The organism is Pantoea sp. SGAir0184, assembly GCF_043544755.1.
Genome location: NZ_CP028050.1, coordinates 4,174,924 through 4,200,316 on the forward strand (window position 1 = coordinate 4,174,924; position 25,393 = coordinate 4,200,316).

The 25,393-nt window shown below is 56.0% G+C and carries 19 protein-coding genes, 1 tRNA gene and 3 rRNA genes; 6 read left to right on the forward strand and 17 right to left on the reverse strand.

Going from position 1 to position 25,393, the window contains the following annotated elements; all coding sequences use genetic code 11:
* Nucleotides 1-2: 2 nt before the first annotated feature.
* On the forward strand, nt 3-1,412 hold the full coding sequence (gene glnG / locus C1N60_RS19735; protein ID WP_031279642.1) for a nitrogen regulation protein NR(I): 1,410 nt from the start codon (nt 3-5) through the stop codon (nt 1,410-1,412).
* Nucleotides 1,413-1,518: 106 nt separating this feature from the next.
* Nucleotides 1,519-1,644, forward strand: a complete 126-nt coding sequence (locus tag C1N60_RS19740) for a YshB family small membrane protein (protein ID WP_021507120.1) — start codon at nt 1,519-1,521, stop codon at nt 1,642-1,644.
* A gap of 29 nt (nt 1,645-1,673) precedes the next feature.
* On the opposite strand, the gene hemN is transcribed toward C1N60_RS19740, so the two are convergent.
* Entirely contained in the window at nt 1,674-3,047 is a 1,374-nt protein-coding gene (gene hemN, locus C1N60_RS19745) for an oxygen-independent coproporphyrinogen III oxidase (protein WP_394516975.1), read from the reverse strand.
* A 237-nt stretch (nt 3,048-3,284) separates the two neighbouring features.
* Complete coding sequence (yihI, locus tag C1N60_RS19750) at nt 3,285-3,803, reverse strand: Der GTPase-activating protein YihI (protein WP_058770999.1); 519 nt, start codon at nt 3,801-3,803, stop codon at nt 3,285-3,287.
* A 555-nt stretch (nt 3,804-4,358) separates the two neighbouring features.
* Here yihI and yihA point away from each other — a divergent pair.
* A complete protein-coding gene (gene yihA, locus C1N60_RS19755; protein WP_394521230.1) occupies nt 4,359-5,000 on the forward strand; it encodes a ribosome biogenesis GTP-binding protein YihA/YsxC in 642 nt (213 codons plus the stop codon).
* 410 nt (nt 5,001-5,410) lie between these two features.
* On the opposite strand, the gene polA is transcribed toward yihA, so the two are convergent.
* The 4 genes from polA to C1N60_RS19775 form a co-directional block, all read right to left on the reverse strand.
* Nucleotides 5,411-8,200, reverse strand: coding sequence for a DNA polymerase I (gene polA / locus C1N60_RS19760; protein WP_059011683.1), 2,790 nt, complete (start codon nt 8,198-8,200; stop codon nt 5,411-5,413).
* A 423-nt stretch (nt 8,201-8,623) separates the two neighbouring features.
* Nucleotides 8,624-9,253 carry a thiol:disulfide interchange protein DsbA gene (gene dsbA, locus C1N60_RS19765; RefSeq protein ID WP_021507125.1) on the reverse strand — a complete coding sequence of 210 codons (630 nt, stop codon included), beginning with the start codon at nt 9,251-9,253 and terminating at the stop codon, nt 8,624-8,626.
* 26 nt (nt 9,254-9,279) lie between these two features.
* Nucleotides 9,280-10,266: a serine/threonine protein kinase gene (locus C1N60_RS19770; protein WP_394521767.1), complete on the reverse strand. Its 987-nt coding sequence runs from the start codon at nt 10,264-10,266 to the stop codon at nt 9,280-9,282.
* Between the two features lie 46 nt (nt 10,267-10,312).
* Nucleotides 10,313-10,588 (reverse strand): YihD family protein, encoded by a 276-nt coding sequence (locus C1N60_RS19775; RefSeq protein ID WP_021313943.1) that lies wholly within the window; start codon nt 10,586-10,588, stop codon nt 10,313-10,315.
* A 71-nt stretch (nt 10,589-10,659) separates the two neighbouring features.
* Here C1N60_RS19775 and mobA point away from each other — a divergent pair, with 71 nt between their 5' ends.
* Entirely contained in the window at nt 10,660-11,232 is a 573-nt protein-coding gene (mobA, locus tag C1N60_RS19780; protein WP_260641872.1) for a molybdenum cofactor guanylyltransferase MobA, read from the forward strand.
* Nucleotides 11,232-11,735, forward strand: coding sequence for a molybdopterin-guanine dinucleotide biosynthesis protein MobB (gene mobB / locus C1N60_RS19785; protein WP_394521231.1), 504 nt, complete (start codon nt 11,232-11,234; stop codon nt 11,733-11,735). The genes mobA and mobB overlap by 1 nt, the downstream gene beginning before the upstream one ends.
* 86 nt (nt 11,736-11,821) lie before the next feature.
* On the opposite strand, the gene rrf is transcribed toward mobB, so the two are convergent.
* From rrf to C1N60_RS19805, 4 genes are all read right to left on the reverse strand, one after another.
* A 5S ribosomal RNA gene (gene rrf / locus C1N60_RS19790) occupies nt 11,822-11,937 on the reverse strand.
* A 222-nt stretch (nt 11,938-12,159) separates the two neighbouring features.
* Nucleotides 12,160-15,062: ribosomal RNA gene (locus tag C1N60_RS19795) — 23S ribosomal RNA — on the reverse strand.
* Between the two features lie 214 nt (nt 15,063-15,276).
* Nucleotides 15,277-15,351 (reverse strand) — tRNA-Glu (locus C1N60_RS19800).
* Between the two features lie 88 nt (nt 15,352-15,439).
* Nucleotides 15,440-16,981: ribosomal RNA gene (locus tag C1N60_RS19805) — 16S ribosomal RNA — on the reverse strand.
* The 16S, 23S and 5S rRNA genes sit together here with 1 tRNA gene alongside, the layout of an rRNA operon.
* Before the next feature lie 544 nt (nt 16,982-17,525).
* Here C1N60_RS19805 and mdtD point away from each other — a divergent pair.
* The gene (gene mdtD / locus C1N60_RS19810) at nt 17,526-18,929 is read left to right on the forward strand and encodes a multidrug transporter subunit MdtD (RefSeq protein ID WP_021508168.1); all 1,404 of its coding nucleotides are present in this window, start codon (nt 17,526-17,528) and stop codon (nt 18,927-18,929) included.
* Here mdtD and rbsR read toward each other — a convergent pair.
* From rbsR to C1N60_RS19845, 7 genes are all read right to left on the reverse strand, one after another.
* The gene (rbsR, locus tag C1N60_RS19815; RefSeq protein WP_369597187.1) at nt 18,926-19,918 is read right to left on the reverse strand and encodes a ribose operon transcriptional repressor RbsR; all 993 of its coding nucleotides are present in this window, start codon (nt 19,916-19,918) and stop codon (nt 18,926-18,928) included. The genes mdtD and rbsR overlap by 4 nt on opposite strands.
* A gap of 4 nt (nt 19,919-19,922) precedes the next feature.
* On the reverse strand, nt 19,923-20,852 hold the full coding sequence (rbsK, locus tag C1N60_RS19820; protein ID WP_058770712.1) for a ribokinase: 930 nt from the start codon (nt 20,850-20,852) through the stop codon (nt 19,923-19,925).
* A gap of 64 nt (nt 20,853-20,916) precedes the next feature.
* Entirely contained in the window at nt 20,917-21,792 is an 876-nt protein-coding gene (gene rbsB / locus C1N60_RS19825; protein ID WP_021508171.1) for a ribose ABC transporter substrate-binding protein RbsB, read from the reverse strand.
* A gap of 27 nt (nt 21,793-21,819) precedes the next feature.
* A complete protein-coding gene (gene rbsC, locus C1N60_RS19830) occupies nt 21,820-22,791 on the reverse strand; it encodes a ribose ABC transporter permease (RefSeq protein ID WP_021508172.1) in 972 nt (323 codons plus the stop codon).
* Nucleotides 22,788-24,296 carry a ribose ABC transporter ATP-binding protein RbsA gene (gene rbsA / locus C1N60_RS19835; RefSeq protein WP_058758228.1) on the reverse strand — a complete coding sequence of 503 codons (1,509 nt, stop codon included), beginning with the start codon at nt 24,294-24,296 and terminating at the stop codon, nt 22,788-22,790. Before rbsA ends, rbsC begins: the two co-directional genes overlap by 4 nt.
* A gap of 7 nt (nt 24,297-24,303) precedes the next feature.
* On the reverse strand, nt 24,304-24,723 hold the full coding sequence (gene rbsD / locus C1N60_RS19840) for a D-ribose pyranase (RefSeq protein ID WP_125311213.1): 420 nt from the start codon (nt 24,721-24,723) through the stop codon (nt 24,304-24,306).
* Between the two features lie 173 nt (nt 24,724-24,896).
* The gene (locus tag C1N60_RS19845) at nt 24,897-25,292 is read right to left on the reverse strand and encodes a YgiW/YdeI family stress tolerance OB fold protein (protein WP_058758226.1); all 396 of its coding nucleotides are present in this window, start codon (nt 25,290-25,292) and stop codon (nt 24,897-24,899) included.
* Nucleotides 25,293-25,393 lie beyond the last annotated feature (101 nt).

Sequence of the window (25,393 nt, forward strand, 5' to 3'; positions counted from 1 at the left end):
CTATGCAACGAGGGATAGTCTGGATCGTCGATGACGATAGCTCCATCCGCTGGGTGCTTGAACGTGCGCTCACTGGAGCCGGTTTAAGCTGCGCCACCTTTGACAGCGGCAACGAGGTGCTGGATGCGCTCTCGACCAAAACCCCGGACGTATTATTGTCGGATATTCGTATGCCAGGCATGGATGGTCTGGCGCTGCTGAAGCAGATCAAACAGCGTCATCCGATGCTGCCGGTCATCATTATGACCGCGCATTCGGACCTCGACGCGGCGGTCAGCGCTTATCAGCAGGGCGCGTTTGATTACCTGCCTAAGCCGTTTGATATTGATGAAGCGGTCGCGCTGGTAGAGCGTGCCATCAGTCACTATCAGGAGCAGCAGCAGCCGCGCAATCAGCCGGTAAGCGGCCCGACCACCGATATCATCGGCGAAGCGCCGGCGATGCAGGATGTCTTCCGCATCATCGGCCGTCTGTCGCGTTCGTCGATCAGCGTGCTGATCAACGGCGAGTCCGGTACCGGTAAAGAGCTGGTCGCGCATGCGCTGCATCGCCACAGCCCGCGCGCCAAATCCCCATTTATCGCGCTGAATATGGCGGCGATCCCGAAGGATTTGATCGAATCGGAGCTGTTTGGCCACGAGAAAGGCGCGTTTACCGGCGCGAACCAGATTCGTCAGGGCCGCTTTGAGCAGGCCGATGGCGGCACGCTGTTTCTCGACGAAATCGGCGATATGCCGCTTGATGTACAGACGCGCCTGCTGCGCGTGCTGGCCGATGGCCAGTTCTATCGTGTTGGCGGCTATGCACCGGTCAAAGTGGATGTGCGCATCATCGCCGCTACCCACCAGAATCTGGAGCTGCGCGTGCAGGAGGGCAAATTCCGTGAGGACCTGTTCCATCGCCTCAACGTGATTCGCGTGCATCTGCCGCCGCTGCGTGAACGTCGCGAGGATATCCCGCGTCTGGCGCGCTACTTCCTGCAGGTCGCAGCGCGTGAGCTGGGCGTAGAAGCGAAAATTCTGCATCCGGAGACTGAAGCCGCGCTGACGCGACTGCACTGGTCGGGTAACGTGCGCCAGCTGGAGAACACCTGCCGCTGGCTGACGGTCATGGCCGCAGGCCAGGAAGTGCTGATTCAGGATCTGCCGCCGGAGCTGTTTGAGTCGAGTACGCCGGAAAATCCGGTGCAGTCGCTGCCGGACAGCTGGGCAACGCTGCTGGCGCAGTGGGCAGACCGCGCGCTGCGTTCCGGTCATCAAAACCTGCTGTCAGAAGCACAGCCGGAGATGGAGCGTACGCTGCTGACCACTGCGCTGCGTCATACGCAGGGCCACAAGCAGGAAGCGGCACGTTTACTGGGCTGGGGCCGCAATACGCTCACGCGTAAACTGAAAGAACTGGGCATGGAATAACGCGGAAAAGTGTAAAAGGGTTATTTATTGCACACTTTCTGCGCGTAATATCTGTACAGACCGGTGCCGTTCAGTATTATACGGGCGGCAATCGGGAGAGGCTAACATGTTGCAATCTGTCATCCAGCTCATCGCGCATAACGTGGCGGCAATCGGTAATGCTGTGACTCACTCACCGCAAACCGCGCTGGCCGCCGTGGTCTGCGCCATCAGCGTCAGTCTGTTCAGTTAACATAAAGGGAGCGCTGGCTCCCTTTATGCTTAAATTACCCGCGAAAATTGCTGCATCCGCGCTTTCTGCCGCAGATAGCGGTCAAAGCACATGCAGATGTTGCGAATCAGCAGACGGCCAATGCCCGTGACCTGCAGCCGGCGCTCACCGATCTCAAGCAAGCCGTCGGCCACCAGCGGCGCCAGCAGCGCTAAATCCTCAGCAAAATAGCGTTCAAACACCACCGGCCACCGGGCTTCGATGTCGGCAAAGTCCAGCGCAAAGTTACAGATCAGCGCTTTAATCACATCCCGCCGCAGACAATCATCCTCGCTCAGGGTTAAACCGCGCCACAGCGCATGGCCCTGCTGCTCAACGCTGGCATACCAGGCTTTTAACTCTTTCTGATTCTGCGCATAGCTGTCGCCCAGCATGCTGATGGCCGAAACGCCCAGTCCGAGCAGTTCGGTTTCGCCCTGCGTGGTGTAACCCTGGAAATTGCGATGCAGTACGCCGGCGCGCTGCGCCACCGCCAGTTCATCATCCGGTTTGGCAAAATGGTCCATGCCAATAAACTGGTAACCCGCACCGGTCAGCGTCGCGATGGTTTGCTGCAGGATTTGCAGCTTCTGCGCCGCCGTCGGCAGCTCCTCATCTTTGATTTTGCGCTGAGCGGCAAACAGCGCAGGCATGTGCGCATAGTTGAAGACGCTGAGGCGATCCGGATTGAGCGCAATCACCCGCTGCAGCGTAAAGGCAAAGCTCTCTGGCGTCTGCAGCGGCAGGCCGTAGATTAAATCCAGACTGACTGAGCGGAATCCCTGCGCGCGGGCACGCTGCACCAGGGCGAAAATGGTCTCTTCATCCTGAACGCGGTTGACCCGCTCCTGCACTGTCTTGTTGAAATCCTGCACGCCCATGCTCAGACGATTGAAGCCCTCCGCGCGCAGATGATCGATCATCTCCAGCTCAATTTCACGCGGATCGACTTCGATCGACATCTCAACATCGTCAGCGATGTCGAAATGGCTGCGCAGCAGCGCCACCAGCCGGCTGACCTGCTGCTGATTAAGGAAGGTGGGCGTGCCGCCGCCCCAGTGCAGCTGCGTAACGCGACGGCCGGCAAACAGCGGAGCGCGCTGACGAATCTCCTGCGCCAGAACCTCCAGATAGCGATCGGCCTTGTGCAGCTGGCGCGTCACGATTTTATTGCAGCCGCAGAAGTAACACAGACGATGGCAGAACGGGATATGCACATACAGCGACAGCGCGCGCTCGGGATAGCGCTCAACCGCGCGCTGAAAATCGCTCGCGCCAAAGCTTTCACTGAATTCCAGCGCGGTGGGATAGGAGGTGTAACGCGGACCGGCGTAATTGTATTTTTCGATGAGCCGCTGATCCCACTCAATCTGCTGCGATGACATGCTCACTCCTTACGGTGACGTCGTCTGAGGGCGGGTCGCGTGGCAGAAGAGGAGACGAAGCGCTGGGCGGAACGCCGCCGTAAGCGCGATTTCAGCCGCGACAGGCGGCGTAGTTTAAACAATAACCACAGCAGATAACATGTCAGCAGCAGCGCTAAAATTGATCCAGGCCAAAACATAGGTGAATACCTGTTTAGCGCGGCATGCGCAAAGCCGCATGCCGATCAAAAATGGCGGTTAGTGGCCCTTAAGCAGGCGCATCATATCCTCTTCTGCCTGCTCATCTTCGGCGTCGTCATCCAGCGCAATGCCCAGCGTTTCCATCAGCTCGTCGATGCGATCCAGCGTCTCATCCAGCCACGCCTGATCTTCTGCGCTCAGGGTTTCGCCGCTCTCAAGGCGATCGAGCAGCGTGTCGAGACGCTCATCGTTCTCCAGCTTGGCCAGCTCTTCCTGCGGCGTCAGGCGCACTTTTTCGGCTTTGGGCTTTGGCTTCGCCACTTTCTTTTCGGGCAGGGTTTTGCCGTCCGCCACCAGCGCGACTGGCTTTTTGCTGCCCACGCGCGGATCGGCGCTCTTTTTGCTGTGCCCTTTACCGGCGCTTTGCGTTTCCGGGTTGGCGCGGCTGCCGGATTTGTGGCCGCTGTGCTTTTTATCGCGCTTGCGATCGCGGGCTTCCTGGTTCAGTTCTTCACGCGATTTGCGTTTCGCTTTAGCAGCAGGTTTGCCACGCTGGGCTGGTGCAGGTTGCTTCATGTATTCGGTCTCGGCGATGCCTGGTGAGTTCAGTATAGAATTGCGGCGAAATCTAGCAGAAAGATGACAAAGAAAAAAGGCGATAGCCTGTGCTATCGCCTTATTTCGCACCTTCATACGAAGGAAACACGCGTCAAATCCTTTACGGCTCACAACGTCCCGGTTGCTCCATCGCCACATCGCTCCTGCGAGTAATCCCTGTCCCTGTCCGATTCCTGCCTGAATCGCTCTCCTGCCATGCTCGCGGTCATCCCCGACGCTCCTGAGCTCATCATCCTGATGGGTGCTGCCGTGCACTGACAACAAATGTAGACCAAACAGTAAATTGAACAAGTGAGACTTGTCTCTAATTTAGAGCGGTCTTTTTCATTTTTAACGTAAGCTGATGAAAATAAACAGTAATGTAGCGAATGAATGTTGCATGAATCCGTCATCACTGGTAGCAGTTAGCGGCGATCTCTTACAAAATAGCGCGTTAAGACGCCTGTCGGGCACTTTTGCGCCATAACAGGTATAATCAGCGCCATTGCCCGATCATTCTGCTGGAGTTTTACATTGTCTGCTTTGAACTATCACGTCACCCATTTCATGCTCAGCGCGCCGGATATTCGTCATCTACCGGCGGATACGGGCATTGAAGTTGCCTTTGCCGGGCGCTCAAATGCAGGCAAATCCAGCGCGCTGAATACCCTGACCAACCAGAAAAGCCTGGCGCGTACCAGTAAAACGCCAGGCCGCACGCAGCTGATTAACCTGTTTGAAGTGGTGGAAGGCAAACGCCTGGTGGATTTACCAGGTTACGGTTATGCGGAAGTCCCGGAAGAGATGAAGCGTAAATGGCAGCGCGCGCTGGGTGAATATTTGCAGAAACGTCAGGCCCTGAAAGGACTGGTGGTACTGATGGATATCCGCCATCCGCTTAAAGATCTCGATCAGCAAATGGTTGAGTGGGCGGTGCAGAGCGGTATTCCGGTTATGATTCTGCTGACCAAAGCCGACAAGCTGGCTTCCGGTGCCCGTAAAGCGCAGCTGAACATGGTGCGTGAGGCATCGCTGGCATTTTTAGGCGATGTCCAGGTCGAGATGTTCTCATCGCTGAAAAAACTGGGCGTCGATAAGCTGCGTCAGAAACTTGATACCTGGTTTAGCGAGCTGACTCCGGCGCAGGAAGGCGACGGTGAAGCGCTGTCAGAGTAGCGCCTGAGCGGACCTTTGCGTCCGCTTTTTTTCAGAAAAAGCCCAATAAAAAACGCCCCAGTCATAAATGACTGGGGCGGCTAATATTCAGCCAAATCCGATTACGTGAAGTAAAAGGTCTGAAAGATAGAACATCTTACCTCTGTACCCTACGCGATGAACTTTACCCGATTTTTTCTGACCAACAAAGGGTTTTTTGTTGTTAAGTTTCAGAATTCGACATCTTTTTTACCAGCTTCGTCACATTTTCGCGCAGGGCATGTAGTTTAATTACCAAAAAAATGCTTAGCCGATAAGCAGTTACTTAACCTGTATTTTACCGGCAGTTTTGATGACCGGCTGAACCGATTAAGTAAACTTTTTTCTTATGACGCTGCCCGCCACCAGCATCTGTGGCGAGCAGCGGGCCCTTAGTGCGCCTGATCCCAGTTATCGCCGGTTCCCACTTCAACCTGCAGCGGTACATCCAGCTTCATGCTGTTCTCCATCAGTTCGCGGATCGTCTGGCTGGCACCTGCGACGGCATCTTTGTGGATCTCAAATACCAGTTCATCGTGTACCTGCATGATCATTTTCACCTCATCACTGTTCTGCTGCAGCAGCCAGCCGTCAACGGCGATCATGGCACGTTTGATGATGTCCGCCGCGGTGCCCTGCATCGGTGCGTTGATCGCCGCACGTTCGGCAGCTTTACGGCGAATGGCATTGCTGGAGTTGATGTCCGGCAGCCACAGACGACGACCATCCAGCGTCTCGACGTATCCCTTATCCGCGGCTTGCGCGCGCGTCGCTTCCATATAACGCAGCACGCCCGGATAGCGCTCAAAGTAGAGATCCATGTACTTCTTCGCTTCGCCGGCACCAATGTTCAGCTGACGCGACAAACCAAATGCGCTCATGCCATAAATCAGTCCGAAGTTAATCGCTTTCGCACTGCGGCGCTGCTCACCGGAAACCTTGCTCAGCGCCACACCAAACACTTCGGACGCCGTGGCGCGGTGGATATCCTCACCCTGCGCGAACGCATCCAGCAGGCCTTTGTCCTGCGACAGGTGCGCCATAATTCGCAGCTCAATCTGCGAATAGTCGGCGGCTACGATGCGCTTATCCGCGCCTGCAATAAACGCCTGACGAATGCGCCGTCCCTCTTCGTTGCGCACCGGAATGTTTTGCAGGTTCGGGTCGGTCGAGGAGAGTCGTCCGGTGGCCGTCACCGCCTGGTGATAAGAGGTATGCACCCGACCGGTGATCGGATTGATCATCTGCGGCAGCTTATCGGTGTAAGTGGATTTCAGCTTCGACAGGCCGCGATGCTCAAGAATCACTTTCGGCAGCGGATAGTCGAGCGCCAGCTCAGCCAGCACTTCTTCACTGGTCGATGGCGCGCCGCCCGGCGTTTTCTTCGTCGGCTTAATCCCCTGCTTCTCAAACAGAATGGTTTGCAGCTGTTTGGTGGAGGAGAGGTTGAAAGGCTCGCCGGCCAGCTCATGCGCCTTCTGCTCCAGCTCGGCCAGACGCGTGGTCAGCTCCTGCGAATGTTTCGCGAGGATATTCTGATCGATCAGCACACCGTTGCGCTCTACGCGGGAAATGACCGTCACCAGCGGCATCTCAATCGCCTCGAATACCTGCTTCGGACCGGCTTCCTGCTCCAGCTTCGGCCACATCTGCAGGTGCAGCTGCAGCGTGACGTCAGCGTCTTCTGCCGCATAGTGCGCCGCCTGCTCAAGCGCGATCTGATTGAAGGTGAGCTGATTTTTACCTTTACCGGCGATTTCTTCGAAAGTGACGGTTTTGTGGTTAAGCCAGCGGGCCGCCAGGCTGTCCATGTCATGTTTGCCGCCGACGCTGTTCAGGCAGTAAGACTCCAGCATGGTGTCGAATTTGATGCCGTTCAGCTCAATATCGTAATTTTTCAGTACGCCACGATCGTACTTCAGGTTCTGCCCGACCTTCGCTGCTTTACTGTCCTCCAGCAGCGGTTTCAGCTGCTTCAGCACCGCGGCGCGATCCAGCTGCGGTGGCGCGTCAAGATAGTCATGCGCCACCGGCAGGTAAGCGGCCTCGCCCGGTGCCACGGCGAAGGCAATGCCGACAATATTGGCGCTCAGGGTATCCAGCGAATCGGTTTCCAGGTCAAAAGCAAACACGTCGGCGCTTTGAAGTTTTTTCAGCCAGTCGGCAAAGGTCGCCTCGTCGAGGATGGTGACATAGCCGTCAGAGGACAGCACGCTGACCGTTTCTGCTGCGGCCACGACGGGTTCATCCGGCAGCGATTTCTGCGCCTGGCTATTACTCTTTTTACCCTGCAGCCATTTTCCTTCCTGCAGATCGGCTAGCCAGCGTTTGAATTCATAGCGGCTAAACAGCGTCTGCAATGCTTCAACGTCAGGCTCGTTAACCGTCAGCTGCTCGCAGGCCAGCTCCAGTTCCACATCGGTTTTGATGGTCGCCAGCTGGTAGGAGAGAAACGCCACATCGCGATTCTGTTCCAGCTTCGCCGCCATGGTTTTTGCTCCACGGAAGGAGAGCCCGGCCACTTTATCAAGGTTGTCGTAGATGGATTGCATGCCGCCCAGCCCCTGCAGCAGCGCCTGTGCGGTTTTCTCGCCCACGCCCGGAACGCCCGGAATGTTGTCCGAGCTGTCGCCCATCATGGCGAGGAAATCGATAATCAGCGAAGGCGGTACTCCATATTTCTGCTCGACTTCTTCCGGCCCGAGCACGGTGTTGGTCATGGTGTTAATCAGGGTAATGCCCGGCGTCACCAGCTGCGCCATGTCTTTATCGCCGGTGCTGATCAGCACCGCACGCCCCTGCTTTTCCGCTTCCAGCGCCAGCGTGCCAATCACGTCATCGGCTTCCACGCCGGACACCGCCAGCAGCGGCAGCCCCATGGCTTTTACCATTTCATGCAGCGGCGCGATTTGCGCGCGTAAATCGTCCGGCATTGGTGGACGATGCGATTTGTAATTTTCAAACAGCTCATCGCGGAACGTTTTGCCTTTGGCATCGAAGACCACAGCCACATGGCTGGGTTGATACTGCATCAGCAGGCTTTTCAGCATGTTGAGCACACCATACATGGCGCCGGTTGGCTCACCCGCACTGTTGGTCAGCGGCGGAAAGGCATGATATGCACGGTAGAGGTAGGAAGAGCCATCTACCAGAATCAGGGGATTTTCTGCAATTTGCGCCATAGGTTTGTATTTTCTTCGTTGCGATAATCAGGGTTATAAGGATGCCACAACCAGCGAACAATGTTGAAGTAACAGCAGAAAGTGAGGATCTTTTTCGCGATTACGCGGCGCGGATCGCAAGGATCATCTTGTGGATAACTTTGTGCGTAAAATTCATAACGTATTGTTATTTACGTTAATTGCAATCATTTTACGATTAAAATATTTTTAAAATCAGTCAGTTATAATCTTGCCGTGATACGAAACACCTTTTTAAAAAGGCGATCGTCTATGTGGATATTAAGCGAAAGGGTAATCAAAAAACGCTGGCGGTAAGGGATGAATGGCTTAGTGAATTAAGGATATGGTGTGGGTTGGTTTCACTGTAGCGGCGGGTGATAACCGCGCCGCTACAGCATAAGCCATCGCGTTTTCAGCGCTTAATTACTTTTTCTCAACCAGGAATTTCACGACGTTGGCATAATCCGCCACGAAGTTATCCATTGAGCTGGTGTCCAGGCCGCCGTTGTTAACCATGTATTTGCCGTTAACGAAAATCGCCGGTACGCCCTGCAAATTAACATCCGAAGCCGCTTTCTGCTGCTGTGCAACCAGCGCCTTCACGGCGAAGCTGTTCCACGCTGCATCGTAATCTTCAGAGGTGATACCCGCTGCTTTAATAAAGGTTTCTTTCAGGCTGGCTGCGTCGGTAATGGTCTGGGTCTTCTGGATGCCGTCGAAAATCGGTGCGGTCACTTTATCTTCCACACCCAGCGCCATTGCCACTGCCCACGCATGCGTGACCACCGGACCGAAGTCGCCGCCGAGGAAATCAACGTGATATTTGGTCACTTTGGTATCCGCTGGCAGATTCTTTCTCACCGCATCGCTGACGTGGTAAATGCGTTCAAACTGGTAGCAGTGCGGGCAGAAGAAGGAGAAAAATTCCATGACCTGCGGCTCACCGGCGACCGGTTTTGGCAGCGTAACGTACTGTTTGCCGTCGTTGAACTGTGCCGCTGAGGCGCTAAATGCCAGCATCAAACCTACCAGCGCAAACCAAATCTTTTTCATCGTGAGAACATCTCCTGAGTACTTCATTAAAATTGCGGGCTAAGCTGTAACGGCGGTTCGTGTAACAGCCTTTCCTGCTCGATAAATAGTGCAATCTGCCGGCGCCAGAAGTCCTCATCGGTCATCCAGGGGAAGGCGCGCGGAAAAGCGGGATCCTGCCAGCGGCGTACCACCCAGGCCAGATAATAAACCATGCGCATGGCGCGTAAAGACTCAATCAGTGTCAATTCGTGTAAATCGAAATCACCAAATTCGTTATACGCTTCCAGCAAAATATCCCACTGGATCAATTGCTCCTGACGGCTGCCGTTCACCAGCATCCACAAATCCTGCACAGCCGGACCGGTGCGCGCGTCATCGAGATCGACAAACATCGGCCCATCCCGCCACAGAATATTGCCGGGATGGCAGTCACCGTGCAGCCGGAGCGGTTGCCACTGGCTATGCCAGCTCTGCTGCAGCGTGACGCTGAGTTTATCTAACGCCTTCAGTAGCGCATCCTTCAGCGAGGCGGGCACCAGCGCGCTCTGTTCCAGCTGCAGACGTGGCTCAACCACATACTCCTGCAGGCCCAAAGTGGGCCGCTGGCGGAACGGGCTGTGACGTCCGGTTTGATGGATACGGCCAAGGAAACGACCTACCCACTCCATCTGCTCTTCATTGTCGGTTTCATACTGCCGACCACCGAGGCTGGGGAACACCGCGAACATAAAGCCAGCGTGCTGATTGAGCGTATTGCCCTGCAGCGCCAGCGGTGCGGCAACCGGCACTTCATCATCCAGCAGATCCTGAGCAAACCGATGCTCTTCAGCGATCTGCGCGGCGCTCCAGCGTTGCGGACGATAGAACTTAGCGACATAGCGTCGCTTATCCTCATCGCTAAACTGATACACGCGGTTTTCGTAGCTGTTCAGGGCGGTTAAGCCGGACTCGACCCGCAGACCGGCACCCCAGAGCGCATCGAGGATGACGTCGGGATTCAGCGTCTGAAAATTAAAAGCGGCTTCGCTCATCATTGTGCCTGTGTGTTACCTGTGCGTTGAACGCGCAAGGATAACATTACTCATCATCCTTGATCACACCGCGCGCACGTAATAGCGCGCTTTTGAAGTCCACTTCATAATCTTTCTTCAGACCCGGGATCACAGCCTGACTACCGGCATCACGCATTTTGAGATGGTAAATCAATACGTCATCGCTTAATTCACTTAATGGGCCACTGAAACCTGATTCCTGCGCCAGTTTTTGTAAAAATGCCAGCAGGTTGAGATCGGGTTCTTGCTGCCAGGCAGGCTGCAGCAGTTCGAGCAGTTCATTGAGTCGGTGATATTTCATCATTGATTCCTTTGCGCAGGTGGTTCGCTACCGCGAGTTAAGTATCGTCCAGAATAAACAGGGAGACGAAGATGACCGCATTTACCGGTGTGATCCTCGCAGGCGGGCAAGGCAGCCGTATGGGAGGTCAGGATAAGGGCTTGCTGCCATTACAGGGCAAACCGCTTTATCAGCACGTTCTGCAGCGTTTACAGCCGCAGGTCAATATTGTGTTGATTAGCGCCAACCGTAACATTGATCGTTATCAGGCAAGTGGTTGTCAGGTGATTCGTGATTCGCTGCCTGATTATCCCGGTCCGCTGGCAGGCATGCTCAGCGGCCTGCGGCACAGCCAGACCGAATGGGTGGCGTTTTGCGCCTGCGATACGCCGTGGCTACCGCAGGATTTTGTTGCACGGCTGTGGCAGCAGCGTGGTGCAGCCGCCGCCGTGTGGGTGACATCGGGTCAGCGTGATCATCCGGCGCTGGCTTTGGTGCATCGTGCGCTGGCTGATGATCTGGAAGCGTGGCTGCTGCGCGGAGAACGCCGTCTGATGCAGTTTATGCGTGAACATGGCGGACACAGCGTACTGTTTGATGATGATGAAGCCGCCTTCCGCAATATCAATACGCCTGACGATTTGGTTAATGAGGAAAGTGCGTGATGAGTGTGCCGTTACTGGCGGTGGTGGGCTGGAGTGGCACCGGCAAAACCACCCTGTTACAACAGGTGATTCCGCTACTGAGAGCGCAGGGCATTCGCCCCGGGCTGATCAAGCATACCCATCATCAGATGGACATCGATACGCCGGGAAAAGACAGTTATCTGCTGCGCAAAGCGGGAGCCGATCAGGTGATCGTCGCCAGCGAGCAACGCTGGGCGTTAATGTGCGAAACGCCGCAGCAGCCGCTTAGTTTAGCGCAGCTGGCAGGCCGTATGGACGCTGCAACGCTGGATCTGGTGCTGGTCGAGGGGTTTAAACAGGAACCCGTACCCAGGATGGTGCTATGGCGGCGCGGCGTTAAGGGAGAAATTGATGAATTGCTGGACGACTGGGTGATTGCCGTTGCGACGGATGAAGCGTTAGCGCTTCAGGTGCCGGTGCTGGATATCAATCAGCCTGATCAGGTTGCAGAGTATATTGTTCAATGGCTAAAAAACCGCTAATCACGCGGTTTTTAGCGGGAAATTTGCCGGAGTACGGACGTAAAAAAGCCCCGGACTCTCGTCCGGGGCTTTTTTACTGGTTTGATGCCTGGCAGTTCCCTACTCTCGCATGGGGAGGCCCCACACTACCATCGGCGCTACGGCGTTTCACTTCTGAGTTCGGCATGGGGTCAGGTGGGACCACCGCGCTGTTGCCGCCAGGCAAATTCTTTGTGCCCTGTCCCGCGTCTTTCGCACTGATGCCGCGTTGGCTGCGCTCGCAAAGTCAGTCACATACTCGTGTATGCTCCTTCCTTTCCTTCGCTTGCCGCCTCGCCTCAGCGCAAAATCCTCCGGACTCGCGTCCGCAGAACAAAGCTGATTCTTTATCCGTCACAAGCTGAAAATTCTCCGGTCTCTCGGACCAAAACGCCTCTGGCGTTGTAAGGTTAAGCCTCACGGGTCATTAGTACCGGTTAGCTCAACGCATCGCTGCGCTTACACACCCGGCCTATCAACGTCGTCGTCTTCAACGTCCCTTCAGGACCCTCAAGGGGTCAGGGAGAACTCATCTCGGGGCAAGTTTCGTGCTTAGATGCTTTCAGCACTTATCTCTTCCGCACTTAGCTACCGGGCAGTGCCATTGGCATGACAACCCGAACACCAGCGGTGCGTTCACTCCGGTCCTCTCGTACTAGGAGCAACCCCCTCAATTCTCCAGCGCCCACGGCAGATAGGGACCGAACTGTCTCACGACGTTCTAAACCCAGCTCGCGTACCACTTTAAACGGCGAACAGCCGTACCCTTGGGACCTACTTCAGCCCCAGGATGTGATGAGCCGACATCGAGGTGCCAAACACCGCCGTCGATATGAACTCTTGGGCGGTATCAGCCTGTTATCCCCGGAGTACCTTTTATCCGTTGAGCGATGGCCCTTCCATTCAGAACCACCGGATCACTATGACCTGCTTTCGCACCTGCTCGAGCCGTCACTCTCGCAGTCAAGCTGGCTTATGCCATTGCACTAACCTCCTGATGTCCGACCAGGATTAGCCAACCTTCGTGCTCCTCCGTTACGCTTTGGGAGGAGACCGCCCCAGTCAAACTACCCACCAGACACTGTCCGCAGCCCGGATTACGGGCCTACGTTAGAACATCAAACATTAAAGGGTGGTATTTCAAGGTTGGCTCCACGCAGACTGGCGTCCACGCTTCAAAGCCTCCCACCTATCCTACACATCAAGGCTCAATGTTCAGTGTCAAGCTATAGTAAAGGTTCACGGGGTCTTTCCGTCTTGCCGCGGGTACACTGCATCTTCACAGCGATTTCAATTTCACTGAGTCTCGGGTGGAGACAGCCTGGCCATCATTACGCCATTCGTGCAGGTCGGAACTTACCCGACAAGGAATTTCGCTACCTTAGGACCGTTATAGTTACGGCCGCCGTTTACCGGGGCTTCGATCAAGAGCTTCTCCTTGCGGATAACCCCATCAATTAACCTTCCGGCACCGGGCAGGCGTCACACCGTATACGTCCACTTTCGTGTTTGCACAGTGCTGTGTTTTTAATAAACAGTTGCAGCCAGCTGGTATCTTCGACTGGCCTCGGCTCCGGGAGCAAGTCCCTTCACCTACGCGCCAGCGTGCCTTCTCCCGAAGTTACGGCACCATTTTGCCTAGTTCCTTCACCCGAGTTCTCTCAAGCGCCTTGGTATTCTCTACCTGACCACCTGTGTCGGTTTGGGGTACGATTTCGTGTTACCTGGAGCTTAGAGGCTTTTCCTGGAAGCAGGGCATCAGTTACTTCACCGCCGTGGCGGCTCGTCATCACGCCTCAGTGTTAAAGAAGACCGGATTTACCTGGTCTTCACACCTGCACGCTTAAACCGGGACAACCGTCGCCCGGATAACCTAGCCTTCTCCGTCCCCCCTTCGCAGTAACACCAAGTACAGGAATATTAACCTGTTTCCCATCGACTACGCTTTTCAGCCTCGCCTTAGGGGTCGACTCACCCTGCCCCGATTAACGTTGGACAGGAACCCTTGGTCTTCCGGCGAGCGGGCTTTTCACCCGCTTTATCGTTACTTATGTCAGCATTCGCACTTCTGATACCTCCAGCATGCCTCACAGCACACCTTCAGCGGCTTACAGAACGCTCCCCTACCCAACAACACATAGTGTCGCTGCCGCAGCTTCGGTGCATGGTTTAGCCCCGTTACATCTTCCGCGCAGGCCGACTCGACCAGTGAGCTATTACGCTTTCTTTAAATGATGGCTGCTTCTAAGCCAACATCCTGGCTGTCTGTGCCTTCCCACATCGTTTCCCACTTAACCATGACTTTGGGACCTTAGCTGGCGGTCTGGGTTGTTTCCCTCTTCACGACGGACGTTAGCACCCGCCGTGTGTCTCCCGTGATAACATTCCTCGGTATTCGCAGTTTGCATCGGGTTGGTAAGCCGGGATGGCCCCCTAGCCGAAACAGTGCTCTACCCCCGAGGATGAGTTCACGAGGCGCTACCTAAATAGCTTTCGGGGAGAACCAGCTATCTCCCGGTTTGATTGGCCTTTCACCCCCAGCCACAAGTCATCCGCTAATTTTTCAACATTAGTCGGTTCGGTCCTCCAGTTAGTGTTACCCAACCTTCAACCTGCCCATGGCTAGATCACCGGGTTTCGGGTCTATACCCTGCAACTTAACGCCCAATTAAGACTCGGTTTCCCTTCGGCTCCCCTATGCGGTTAACCTTGCTACAGAATATAAGTCGCTGACCCATTATACAAAAGGTACGCAGTCACCTAACAAGTAGGCTCCCACTGCTTGTACGTACACGGTTTCAGGTTCTGTTTCACTCCCCTCGCCGGGGTTCTTTTCGCCTTTCCCTCACGGTACTGGTTCACTATCGGTCAGTCAGGAGTATTTAGCCTTGGAGGATGGTCCCCCCATGTTCAGACAGGATACCACGTGTCCCGCCCTACTCGTCGGACTCACAACTCATGCATCTTCGTGTACGGGGCTGTCACCCGGTATCGCGCGACTTTCCAGACGCTTCCACTGATGCACAAGCTGATTCAGGTCCTGGGCTGCTCCCCGTTCGCTCGCCGCTACTGGGGGAATCTCGGTTGATTTCTTTTCCTCGGGGTACTTAGATGTTTCAGTTCCCCCGGTTCGCCTCGTTAACCTATGTATTCAGTTAACGATAATGCACAAGTGCATTGGGTTTCCCCATTCGGACATCGACGGCTGTAGCGGTTCATATCACCTTACCGTCGCTTTTCGCAGATTAGCACGTCCTTCATCGCCTCTGACTGCCAGGGCATCCACCGTGTACGCTTAGTCGCTTAACCTCACAACCCACAGGCGTTTTGCAACGCTGCGGACTGCAAGCATTTGAGAGACCCGAACGCATCGTGATTTCATTCTTATTACGGAGAATGAATACGACGCGTCGTTTCAAATTTTCAGCTTGTTCCGGATTGTTAAAGAGCAATATCTCAAACACGACGTTACCGTCAGTTTTGAGATATTCTGTGGAGACACCTTTCACCTGTCACCAAGCAGTGGCGTCCCCTAGGGGATTCGAACCCCTGTTGCCGCCGTGAAAGGGCGGAGTCCTAACCGCTAGACGAAGGGGACACAAAGTGTCACGACTTCGCAGCCGTCCTGCTCGTTACTTTTCTATCAGACAATCTGTGTGAGCACTTCGCGGGAAGGTATCTTCAGGTAAGGAGGTGATCCAACCGCAGGTTCCCCTACGGTTACCTTGTTACGACTTCACCCCAGTCATGAATCACAAAGTGGTAAGCGCCCTCCCGAAGGTTAAGCTACCTACTTCTTTTGCAACCCACTCCCATGGTGTGACGGGCGGTGTGTACAAGGCCCGGGAACGTATTCACCGTAGCATTCTGATCTACGATTACTAGCGATTCCGACTTCATGGAGTCGAGTTGCAGACTCCAATCCGGACTACGACGCACTTTATGAGGTCCGCTTGCTCTCGCGAGGTCGCTTCTCTTTGTATGCGCCATTGTAGCACGTGTGTAGCCCTGGCCGTAAGGGCCATGATGACTTGACGTCATCCCCACCTTCCTCCGGTTTATCACCGGCAGTCTCCTTTGAGTTCCCGGCCGAGCCGCTGGCAACAAAGGATAAGGGTTGCGCTCGTTGCGGGACTTAACCCAACATTTCACAACACGAGCTGACGACAGCCATGCAGCACCTGTCTCAGAGTTCCCGAAGGCACCAAAGCATCTCTGCTAAGTTCTCTGGATGTCAAGGCCAGGTAAGGTTCTTCGCGTTGCATCGAATTAAACCACATGCTCCACCGCTTGTGCGGGCCCCCGTCAATTCATTTGAGTTTTAACCTTGCGGCCGTACTCCCCAGGCGGTCGACTTAACGCGTTAGCTCCGGAAGCCACGCCTCAAGGGCACAACCTCCAAGTCGACATCGTTTACGGCGTGGACTACCAGGGTATCTAATCCTGTTTGCTCCCCACGCTTTCGCACCTGAGCGTCAGTCTTCGTCCAGGGGGCCGCCTTCGCCACCGGTATTCCTCCAGATCTCTACGCATTTCACCGCTACACCTGGAATTCTACCCCCCTCTACGAGACTCAAGCCTGCCAGTTTCAAATGCAGTTCCCAGGTTAAGCCCGGGGATTTCACATCTGACTTAACAGACCGCCTGCGTGCGCTTTACGCCCAGTAATTCCGATTAACGCTTGCACCCTCCGTATTACCGCGGCTGCTGGCACGGAGTTAGCCGGTGCTTCTTCTGCGGGTAACGTCAATCGGCAAGGTTATTAACCTCACCGCCTTCCTCCCCGCTGAAAGTACTTTACAACCCGAAGGCCTTCTTCATACACGCGGCATGGCTGCATCAGGCTTGCGCCCATTGTGCAATATTCCCCACTGCTGCCTCCCGTAGGAGTCTGGACCGTGTCTCAGTTCCAGTGTGGCTGGTCATCCTCTCAGACCAGCTAGGGATCGTCGCCTAGGTGAGCCATTACCCCACCTACTAGCTAATCCCATCTGGGCACATCCGATGGTGTGAGGCCCGAAGGTCCCCCACTTTGGTCTCGCGACGTTATGCGGTATTAGCTACCGTTTCCAGTAGTTATCCCCCTCCATCGGGCAGTTTCCCAGACATTACTCACCCGTCCGCCACTCGCCACCCAAAGAGCAAGCTCTTCTGTGCTGCCGTTCGACTTGCATGTGTTAGGCCTGCCGCCAGCGTTCAATCTGAGCCATGATCAAACTCTTCAATTTAAAGTTTGATTTGCTGCAACGAGTGCAGCGATGCTCTGTGAATTAAACTTCGTAATGAATTACGTGTTCACTCAGCAAAGACTTGATATTTTTTAAAGCCCGTAGGCTTGTGATATCAATCCTGCGAGTGCCCACACAGATTGTCTGATAAATTGTTAAAGAGCGGTGCGACGCGGCGTTCGGCCTGCTGTCGCGAGGTGGCGTATATTACGCTTTCCTCCTTCAGAGTCAAACACTTTTTTCAGCGTTTTTCTCCGGCGGGGTGAATCGCTTCACGCCCTGCTGAGCCGCCTGCGTTGCCGCTTTGCCGTCTCAGTGGTGGCGCATTATAGGGAGTTAATCTGAAGTGACAAGCATTTCCTGAAAAAAATTGACTGAAAGCTACTTTTTTATACGAACGCGGTAAAAACAGACATTTCCCGTCTAATAATCAGGCAAATCAGCTCTCACAGCGGCACAAATCAGCGCCATCATCGCAGCGACCGATGCTATCCTGTTTAACTTACGCTCTTTGCTGACCGATTTTCTTCAAGAAGGATTTTCAATGATTCGCTCCGCGCGCAGTATGGCCGGCCTGCCCTGGATCGCCGCCATGGCGTTTTTTATGCAGGCTCTCGACGCCACCATCCTGAATACCGCGCTTCCCGCCATTGCCACCAGCCTTGAACGTTCCCCACTTGCCATGCAGTCTGCCGTCATCAGTTATACGCTCACGGTCGCGATGTTGATTCCGGTCAGCGGCTGGCTGGCCGATCGCTTTGGCACGCGTAAGGTGTTTATTGTGGCGGTTTCCCTGTTCACGCTCGGGTCACTGGCCTGTGCGCTGTCCGGATCGCTGAGCATGCTGGTGGTTTCGCGCGTGGTGCAAGGCGTTGGCGGAGCAATGATGATGCCGGTAGCGCGTCTGGCGCTGCTGCGCGCCTATCCGCGCAGCGAACTGCTGCCGGTACTCAACTTCGTCACCATGCCCGGCCTGGTCGGACCGATTCTTGGCCCTATGCTCGGTGGTCTGCTGGTCACCTACGCCAGCTGGCACTGGATCTTCCTGATTAATATTCCTATCGGCATCGCCGGCATCTTCTATGCGCGCAAATATATGCCGGACTTCACCACGCCAAAACGCCGCTTCGATTTCGGCGGCTTTATGCTGTTTGGTTTTGGCCTGGTGCTGATCTCCATCGGCATCGAGCTGTTTGGCGAGCGTATCGTATCGCCGTGGCAGGCGGTGCTGGTGCTGGTCAGCGGCGTGGTATTGCTGCTGCTCTATATTATGCATGCACGCCGCCATCCGGCTCCGCTGATTAGTCTGCCGATGTTTAAGACACGCACGTTCTCCGTCGGGATTATCGGTAATATTGCCGCGCGTCTCGGTACTGGCTGTATTCCGTTCCTGATGCCGCTGATGTTACAGGTAGGATTTGGCTATCCGGCGATCATCGCCGGCTGCATGATGGGCCCCACGGCGATTGGCTCGCTGCTGGCTAAATCCACCGTGACTCAGGTGCTGCGCCGCTTTGGCTATCGTAAAACGCTGGTGGGCATTACGGTTATCATCGGCGTGCTGGTCGCCAGCTTCGCGCTGCAGTCGCCGGACGGAAGCATCATCATGTTGCTGGTGGCGCTGTTTGTACTGGGCATGGCGATGTCCACCCAGTTTACCGCCATGAATACCATCACGCTGGCGGATTTGAATGATGAGAACGCCAGCGGCGGCAATAGCGTGCTGGCGGTTACGCAGCAGGTGTCGATCAGTTTTGGCGTGGCGGTCAGCGCCGCCGTGCTGCGCTTTTATCAGGATTTTGAGAGCACCACGGTGCAGCAGTTCCACGCCACCTTCTTTACCATGGGCGTGATTACCGTGCTGTCGGCGCTGGCGTTTCTGATGTTACGGCCGGGTGATGGCCGTAACCTGATCGCCAACCGCGAGAAAACGCGTAAAAGCAGTTAAACCGAACCGCGCTCCACCAGCTCCGGCGTCAGCACCAGCGTTTGCTGGCTGGCGTCGGGATCGCTCATACGATGAATCAGCGTATCAATGGCCAGCTCGCCCAGCTCATCTTTCGGCTGATGAATGGTACTGAGCGGCGGCGTCAGATAGCGCGCCAGCTCAATGTTGTCATAGCCCATCACCGCCATATCCTGCGGCACGCGCAGTCCCGCCTGATACAGGGCGTGATAGACGCCTACCGCCATCGCATCGTTGCTGGTAAACACCGCCTGCGGTGGCGGATCGAGCGCCAGCAGCTGATTCATGGCGTTAAAACCGCCCTGAAATTCGAAATCGCCGTCCACCACATAGCCCGGCGGCACCGCCAGCCCACTGGCAGCCATCGCCTGATGAAAACCGTCCAGACGCAGGCGCGCCGGGGTTTTATCCAGCGGCCCGGCAATACAGGCGATGCGGGTGTAACCGCGATCAATCAGATACTGCGTAGCCAGTTCGCCGCCCAGCAGCGCGTTATCCTGAATAATATCGCCGCGCCCTTCAAACGGCGCCCAGTCCATCATCACCATCGGCACCGAAGGATAGCGATTAAGGATGTCGGCGGAGGGCAGATGGGTTTCCGTGCACATCATCAGCAGGCCATCCACACGCTTTTGCATCAGCGTTTCAAGGCTGCGATTCATGCGCTCTTCATCGCCTTCGGTATTGCACAGAATCAGGCTGTAGCCGCGTTCATAGCAGCTGTTCTCTACACCGCGCACCACCTCCGAGTAGAACGGGTTGCTGCTGGCGGTCAGTAACATGCCAATGGTGCGCGTTTGCTTGATCTTCAGGCTGCGCGCCAGCGCCGACGGCGCGTAGTTTAATTCGCGAATCGCCTGTTCCACTCTGTCGCGCACCTGCTCGCTAACAAAACGGTTATTGTTGATAACGTGCGAAACGGTGGAGGTGGAGACGCCCGCCAGACGGGCGACATCTTTCATGGTAGCCAAGCGCTTAACCCTGTTGCTGCAGGAATGCGTCAATCTCAGTGCGCCATGGCACTGAGGGCTGTGCGCCCGGGCGCGTCACGGCAATGGCTGCCGCCGCATGGGCAAAACGGACCGCATCCTGCATCGCCACGCCTTCCAGCCGCGCGGTAATGAAGGCACCGTTGAAGGTATCACCGGCAGCGATGGTATCCACCGCCTGCACGCTGAAGCCGGGAATACGTTGTCCCTGGCCCTGCTCGCTGAGCCATACGCCGCGCCGGCCCAGCGTAATCAATACGGTATCGATGCCTTTGGCGTGCAGCGCCTGGGCTGCCCGCGCCGCGTCGTCGTCGTCGTTGACGGCGATGCCGGTGAGGATTTCCGCTTCGGTTTCATTCGGCGTAATAATGTCGATCAGCGCCAGCAGCTCATCAGAGAGCTGGGTCGCCGGCGCCGGATTAAGGATCACCTGGGTGTGGCTGGCGCGCGCGATGCGGGCCGCGGCCAGCACGCTGTCCAGCGGCGACTCCAGCTGCATCAGCAGCGCATCGGCCGAACGAATTACCTGCTGGTGGCGCTCCACACAGGCTGGCGTCAGCGCCGCGTTCGCGCCTGAGTAGATGCCAATGTTATTTTCGCCTTCGCCATTCACGAAGATCATCGCCACGCCGGTGGCTTCCTGCGCCACGGTTTCCACCGGAGCGGTATCAATCTGGTCCTGCTGCAGCTGCTGGCGAATACGTTCGCCGATGTCATCTGCACCCACGCAGGCAATAAAAGCAATGTCAGCGCCGGCACGGCCAGCCGCGACGGCCTGGTTGGCCCCTTTACCGCCAAAGGCAACCTGATACTGTTTCCCGATCACCGTTTCACCCGGACGGGGAAAATGGGCGAGGTTGAGGATGTGGTCGGCGTTGATGCTGCCGAGTACCGCCAGTTTTGCGCTTTTGCTCATAGGGAGTTATCCAGGAAGTTGCGCCACCGCGAGGGTGGCGCGTTGCCATGCTTTTCTTTGGGTTTTATTTAGTAACCAGTTTCAGGTCAACCGGGTTGATCGCCTGCACTTTTTCGCCCTTCAGAACTTTATCTGCGGTATCGACGCCAATCATACCAATCTTGTCTGGCATCTGTGCAACGGTCGCGCTGAGTTTACCGGATTCTACCGCCTTCACGCCGTCCGCGGTGCCGTCAAAGCCCACCACCAGCACGTCGGTTTTGCCTGCGGTCTGCAGCGCACGCAGCGCGCCCAGCGCCATTTCGTCGTTCTGGGCAAAAACTGCCTGCACGTCCGGATGCGCCTGCAGCAGGTTCTGCATCACGTTCAGACCTTTAGTACGGTCGAAGTCGGCCGGCTGGCTGGCCAGCACGTTGAATTTGTGTGCATCAGCGGCCTGCTTAAAGCCTTCGCCACGCTCGCGGGCAGCGGAGGTGCCGGCAATGCCCTGCAGCTCGATGATTTTCGCACCGTCGCCCAGTTTCTTCGCGATGAAATCGCCGGCCATTTTGCCGCCGAAGCGGTTATCAGACGCCACGTGGCTGACAACTTTCCCCTGCGCCGCCATACGGTCCAGCGTAATCACCGGGATGTTCGCCTGGTTAGCCATTTTCACGGCGTTACCGACCGCGTCAGAATCCGTTGGGTTGATCAGCAGCAGTTTGGTGCCGCGCACAGTGAGATCCTGCACGTTTGCCAGCTCTTTTGCCGGGTTGTTCTGTGAGTCGAGCACCACCAGGTTATAGCCCAGCTTATCGGCTTCTTTCTGTGCGCCATCTTTCAGCGACACAAAGAACGGGTTATTCAGCGTTGAGACTACCAGCGCAATCGTATCCTTAGCCATCGCGCCAGCACTGAGGGTGGCGCCAAGGATGACGGCCAATGCAGTTAACTTTTTCATTTCTTTAATCCTGTGTGAAGGTCAGAGTTACTTACTGCTTTTGTTATCCACCAGCACCGCCAGCAGAATGACGACGGCTTTGACAATCATCTGGTAGTAAGACGATACGCCCATCAGGTTGAGGCCGTTATTGAGGAAGCCGAGAATCAGCGCACCGATCAGCGTGCCCATAATGCGCCCTTTACCGCCCGCGAGGCTGGTCCCGCCCAGCACCACCGCGGCAATCGCATCCAGTTCATAACCGGTGCCCGCCGTCGGCTGCGCTGAAGAGAGACGCGCCACTTCGATGGTGCCCGCCAGTGCCGCCAGCAGGCCGCACAGCGAATAGACGATGACTTTAACGCGGTTAACGTTGATGCCGGACAGGCGCGTGGCCGCTTCGTTACCGCCCAGCGCATAGATATAGCGGCCGAGGCGGGTGTGATGCAGCATGTACCACGCCAGCGCGAACACCACCGCCATCAGCCATACCGGCGTAGGAATGCCCAGCGGACGGCCAATACCGAACCAGCCAAACAGATCGGCGTTATCGCTGAAGCCGGTGTTGATCGGACTGCCGTTGGTATAAACCATGGTGACGCCGCGCAGCAGCAGCATCATTACCAGCGTAGCGATAAACGCCTGCACCTTGCCGCGTGCCACAATCACACCGGTAATGGCACCAATAAAGGCACCCAGCGCCAGCGATGCCGCTACGGCCACCAATGCATTAACTTCCAGCCCGACAATCGATGCCGCTACCGCGCCGGTCAGCGCCAGCAGCGAGCCGACCGAAAGGTCGATGCCTGACGTCAGAATCACCAGCGTCATGCCCACCGCCATGATGGCGTTGACCGACGTCTGCTGCAGGATGTTAAACATGTTGGGCAGCGTGAAGAAGTTCGGGCTCTGGCTGGCGACCACGGCGATCAGCACAATCAGCGCGATCAGCGATTTCTGCTCCAGCAGCCAGGCTTTGCTGAACCAGCGACGGCTGGCAGGTAAGGTTTGGGTACTCATACAACTAACTCCTCGCTGTGTTGCTTACCGACCGCCGCTGCCATCAGGGATTCCTGGGTAGCCTGCTCACGGGAAAATTCGCCACTCAGATGGCCTTCATGCATCACCAGAATGCGGTCGCTCATGCCCAGCACTTCCGGCATTTCCGACGACACCAGGATGATGCTCAGCCCTTCGGCTTTAAACTGGTTAATTAACTGATAGATCTCTTTTTTCGCCCCAACATCGACGCCGCGCGTCGGCTCGTCGAGGATCAGCACATCCGGGCGCGTCATCAGGCCACGCGCAATCGCCACTTTTTGCTGATTACCGCCGGACAGCAGACCGATCGGCTGCATCATTGACGGCGTTTTCACATTGAACAGGCGGATAAAATCGCCCACCGCCAGCTGCTCTTCGGCGTGCTTCAGGCCGCCATCGGCGCGGCTGAAGTAGCGCAGCGCGGTCAGCGACATGTTCTCTTTGACCGACATCCCGAGCACCAGCCCGTCACGCTTACGGTCTTCCGAGATATAGACGATGCCGTTGGCCAGGCCGTCCTGCGGCGAGCGGGTGACAATTTCGCGGCCGTTAAGCGTCACTTTGCCGTGCGTACGCGGCAGCGCGCCGTACAGCACCTTCATTAATTCGGTGCGGCCCGCGCCCATCAGACCGGAGATGCCCAGAATCTCGCCCTTACGCAGGGTAAAGCTGACATCTTCTACGCCCGGTCCGCTAACGTGCTCGACCCGCAGCCGCACCTCGCCCGGTGTCTGATCGAGATGCGGATACTGATCCTCAAGCTTGCGGCCAACCATCATTTCGATCAGGCCCTCTTCGCTGAGATCGCCTACCGCGCGCTCGGCGATAAACTGGCCGTCGCGGAACACGGTGACGTCATCGCAAATCTCAAAGATCTCTTTCATGCGGTGGGAGATATAAACAATGCCGCAGCCCTGCGCTTTCAGCTCATTGATGACGCGGAACAGCGACAGGGTTTCGGTATCGGTCAGCGCATCGGTCGGTTCATCCATAATGATGACCTGCGACTCGAAGCTGAGCACTTTGGCGATCTCCACCATTTGCTGGTCGCCAATCGACAGATCGCCCACCAGCTTGTGGCTGCTGAAGCGCAGATTGAGGCGCTTTAACAGCGCATCCGCCGCGGCATACATCTGTTTCCAGTCGATGCGGCCAAAGCGGTTAACGAATTCACGGCCGAGGAAAATATTCTCCGCGACGGTCAGCTGCGGGATCAGGTTCAGCTCCTGATGGATGATGCCGATGCCGGCTTCCTGAGACGCTTTCGGCCCGGAGAACGTCACTTCTTTGCCCAGCCAGTGCAGCGAACCGGCGTCCATACTGTAGATGCCGGTCAGCACCTTCATCATGGTGGATTTGCCCGCGCCGTTCTCTCCCACTAACGCCATCACGCGCCCGGGATAAACCGCCAGCGACGCGCCGTTGAGCGCCTTCACGCCGGGAAATGATTTTTCAATTCCCCTGAGTTGCAATAACGGTTGCATAGCGGCCTCAGAAAGTGACGCCCGCGCTCAGGATGACATTCGCATACGGAGAGCACTCTCCGCTGCGAATGACCGCCTGACTGCGCTGAGTGTGTTGTTTGAACTGTTCATGGCTGGTGTAACGAACGCTAATGACATTCCCCTGGTGCTGTTGCAAGGCTTCGAGCACGGCGATCAGCTGGCTGTGGAGTTGCGGATTGTGTTGTTGGATCTCTTCCGCTATCAGGGCGCTCTCAACCTGCATCTCCTGCGTGATGACTTCCACCACCTGTAAAAAATCGGGCGTACCGGGCGTCAGCGCCAGATCGATGCGCAGTGGACCGGCCGGGATCGGCAAGCCCGCATCGGCAATCGTCAGCGTATCGGTATGCCCGAGGCGGGCAATCACATGGGAGACTTCAGCGTTTAACAGGCGACCTTTTTTCATTTATTCCACTCCACAGCGAAACGTTTCGCTGTCTGGCAGTGTATTAAATGTACATGGCAACTCAATGACGGCATCACGGAAATGTGATCGCCATCGAAACGTTTCGCCTGGGCCGGGGAAAATTTGAGTTTGGCGGGATGGCGGAGCCCGCGACGTGGCTCCGCAGGGGGAAGTTAAGGCAGTTTACGCACCTGTTTAACGTCCAGTTCAATCGAATTGAAATCCTTATCCAGTTCGCCGGTCAGCTCGACCTGATCCTTCGGCGTAATGGTCTGGCCGTTCCAGCGTTTGTGGTCGATCTCCACTTTCATACTGCCGCTGCTGTCGCGGAACAGATAATCCTCGTCGCCGATCTGCTTATCAAGCTGGCCGCGCACGGTGATCCAGCTGTCATCCTTCATCTCTTCGGCCTGTTTTACCGTCACCACACTGCTGTTATCGGCCTTAAAACCGCCGGCTTTAGCCTGAGCGGCTGGCGCGTTAGGGTCGACAAAGCCACCCTGCTGGGCGGCTAACACCGGGGTTGCTGCCAGGGCGATAATGGCGAACAGCGCTGCACTCTTTTTCATTTTTCACCTCATTTCCATGTCTGTGCGGATTACGGGAGCTATTTCACCACAGGGTTCTTAACAGGATCTTAAGGGAAAAAAAGAGGGGAAAAATAAGCCAA

Bases quoted from the DNA above. Each gene is read 5' to 3' on its own strand.
- glnG (WP_031279642.1), top strand. From the start codon at position 3: ATGCAACGAGGGATAGTCTGGATCGTCGATGACGATAGCTCCATCCGC.
- C1N60_RS19740 (WP_021507120.1), top strand. From the start codon at position 1,519: ATGTTGCAATCTGTCATCCAGCTCATCGCGCATAACGTGGCGGCAATC.
- hemN (WP_394516975.1), bottom strand. From the start codon at position 3,047: ATGTCATCGCAGCAGATTGAGTGGGATCAGCGGCTCATCGAAAAATAC.
- yihI (WP_058770999.1), bottom strand. From the start codon at position 3,803: ATGAAGCAACCTGCACCAGCCCAGCGTGGCAAACCTGCTGCTAAAGCG.
- polA (WP_059011683.1), bottom strand. From the start codon at position 8,200: ATGGCGCAAATTGCAGAAAATCCCCTGATTCTGGTAGATGGCTCTTCC.
- dsbA (WP_021507125.1), bottom strand. From the start codon at position 9,253: ATGAAAAAGATTTGGTTTGCGCTGGTAGGTTTGATGCTGGCATTTAGC.
- C1N60_RS19770 (WP_394521767.1), bottom strand. From the start codon at position 10,266: ATGAGCGAAGCCGCTTTTAATTTTCAGACGCTGAATCCCGACGTCATC.
- C1N60_RS19775 (WP_021313943.1), bottom strand. From the start codon at position 10,588: ATGAAATATCACCGACTCAATGAACTGCTCGAACTGCTGCAGCCTGCC.
- mobA (WP_260641872.1), top strand. From the start codon at position 10,660: ATGACCGCATTTACCGGTGTGATCCTCGCAGGCGGGCAAGGCAGCCGT.
- mobB (WP_394521231.1), top strand. From the start codon at position 11,232: ATGAGTGTGCCGTTACTGGCGGTGGTGGGCTGGAGTGGCACCGGCAAA.
- mdtD (WP_021508168.1), top strand. From the start codon at position 17,526: ATGATTCGCTCCGCGCGCAGTATGGCCGGCCTGCCCTGGATCGCCGCC.
- rbsK (WP_058770712.1), bottom strand. From the start codon at position 20,852: ATGAGCAAAAGCGCAAAACTGGCGGTACTCGGCAGCATCAACGCCGAC.
- rbsB (WP_021508171.1), bottom strand. From the start codon at position 21,792: ATGAAAAAGTTAACTGCATTGGCCGTCATCCTTGGCGCCACCCTCAGT.
- rbsC (WP_021508172.1), bottom strand. From the start codon at position 22,791: ATGAGTACCCAAACCTTACCTGCCAGCCGTCGCTGGTTCAGCAAAGCC.
- rbsA (WP_058758228.1), bottom strand. From the start codon at position 24,296: ATGCAACCGTTATTGCAACTCAGGGGAATTGAAAAATCATTTCCCGGC.
- rbsD (WP_125311213.1), bottom strand. From the start codon at position 24,723: ATGAAAAAAGGTCGCCTGTTAAACGCTGAAGTCTCCCATGTGATTGCC.
- C1N60_RS19845 (WP_058758226.1), bottom strand. From the start codon at position 25,292: ATGAAAAAGAGTGCAGCGCTGTTCGCCATTATCGCCCTGGCAGCAACC.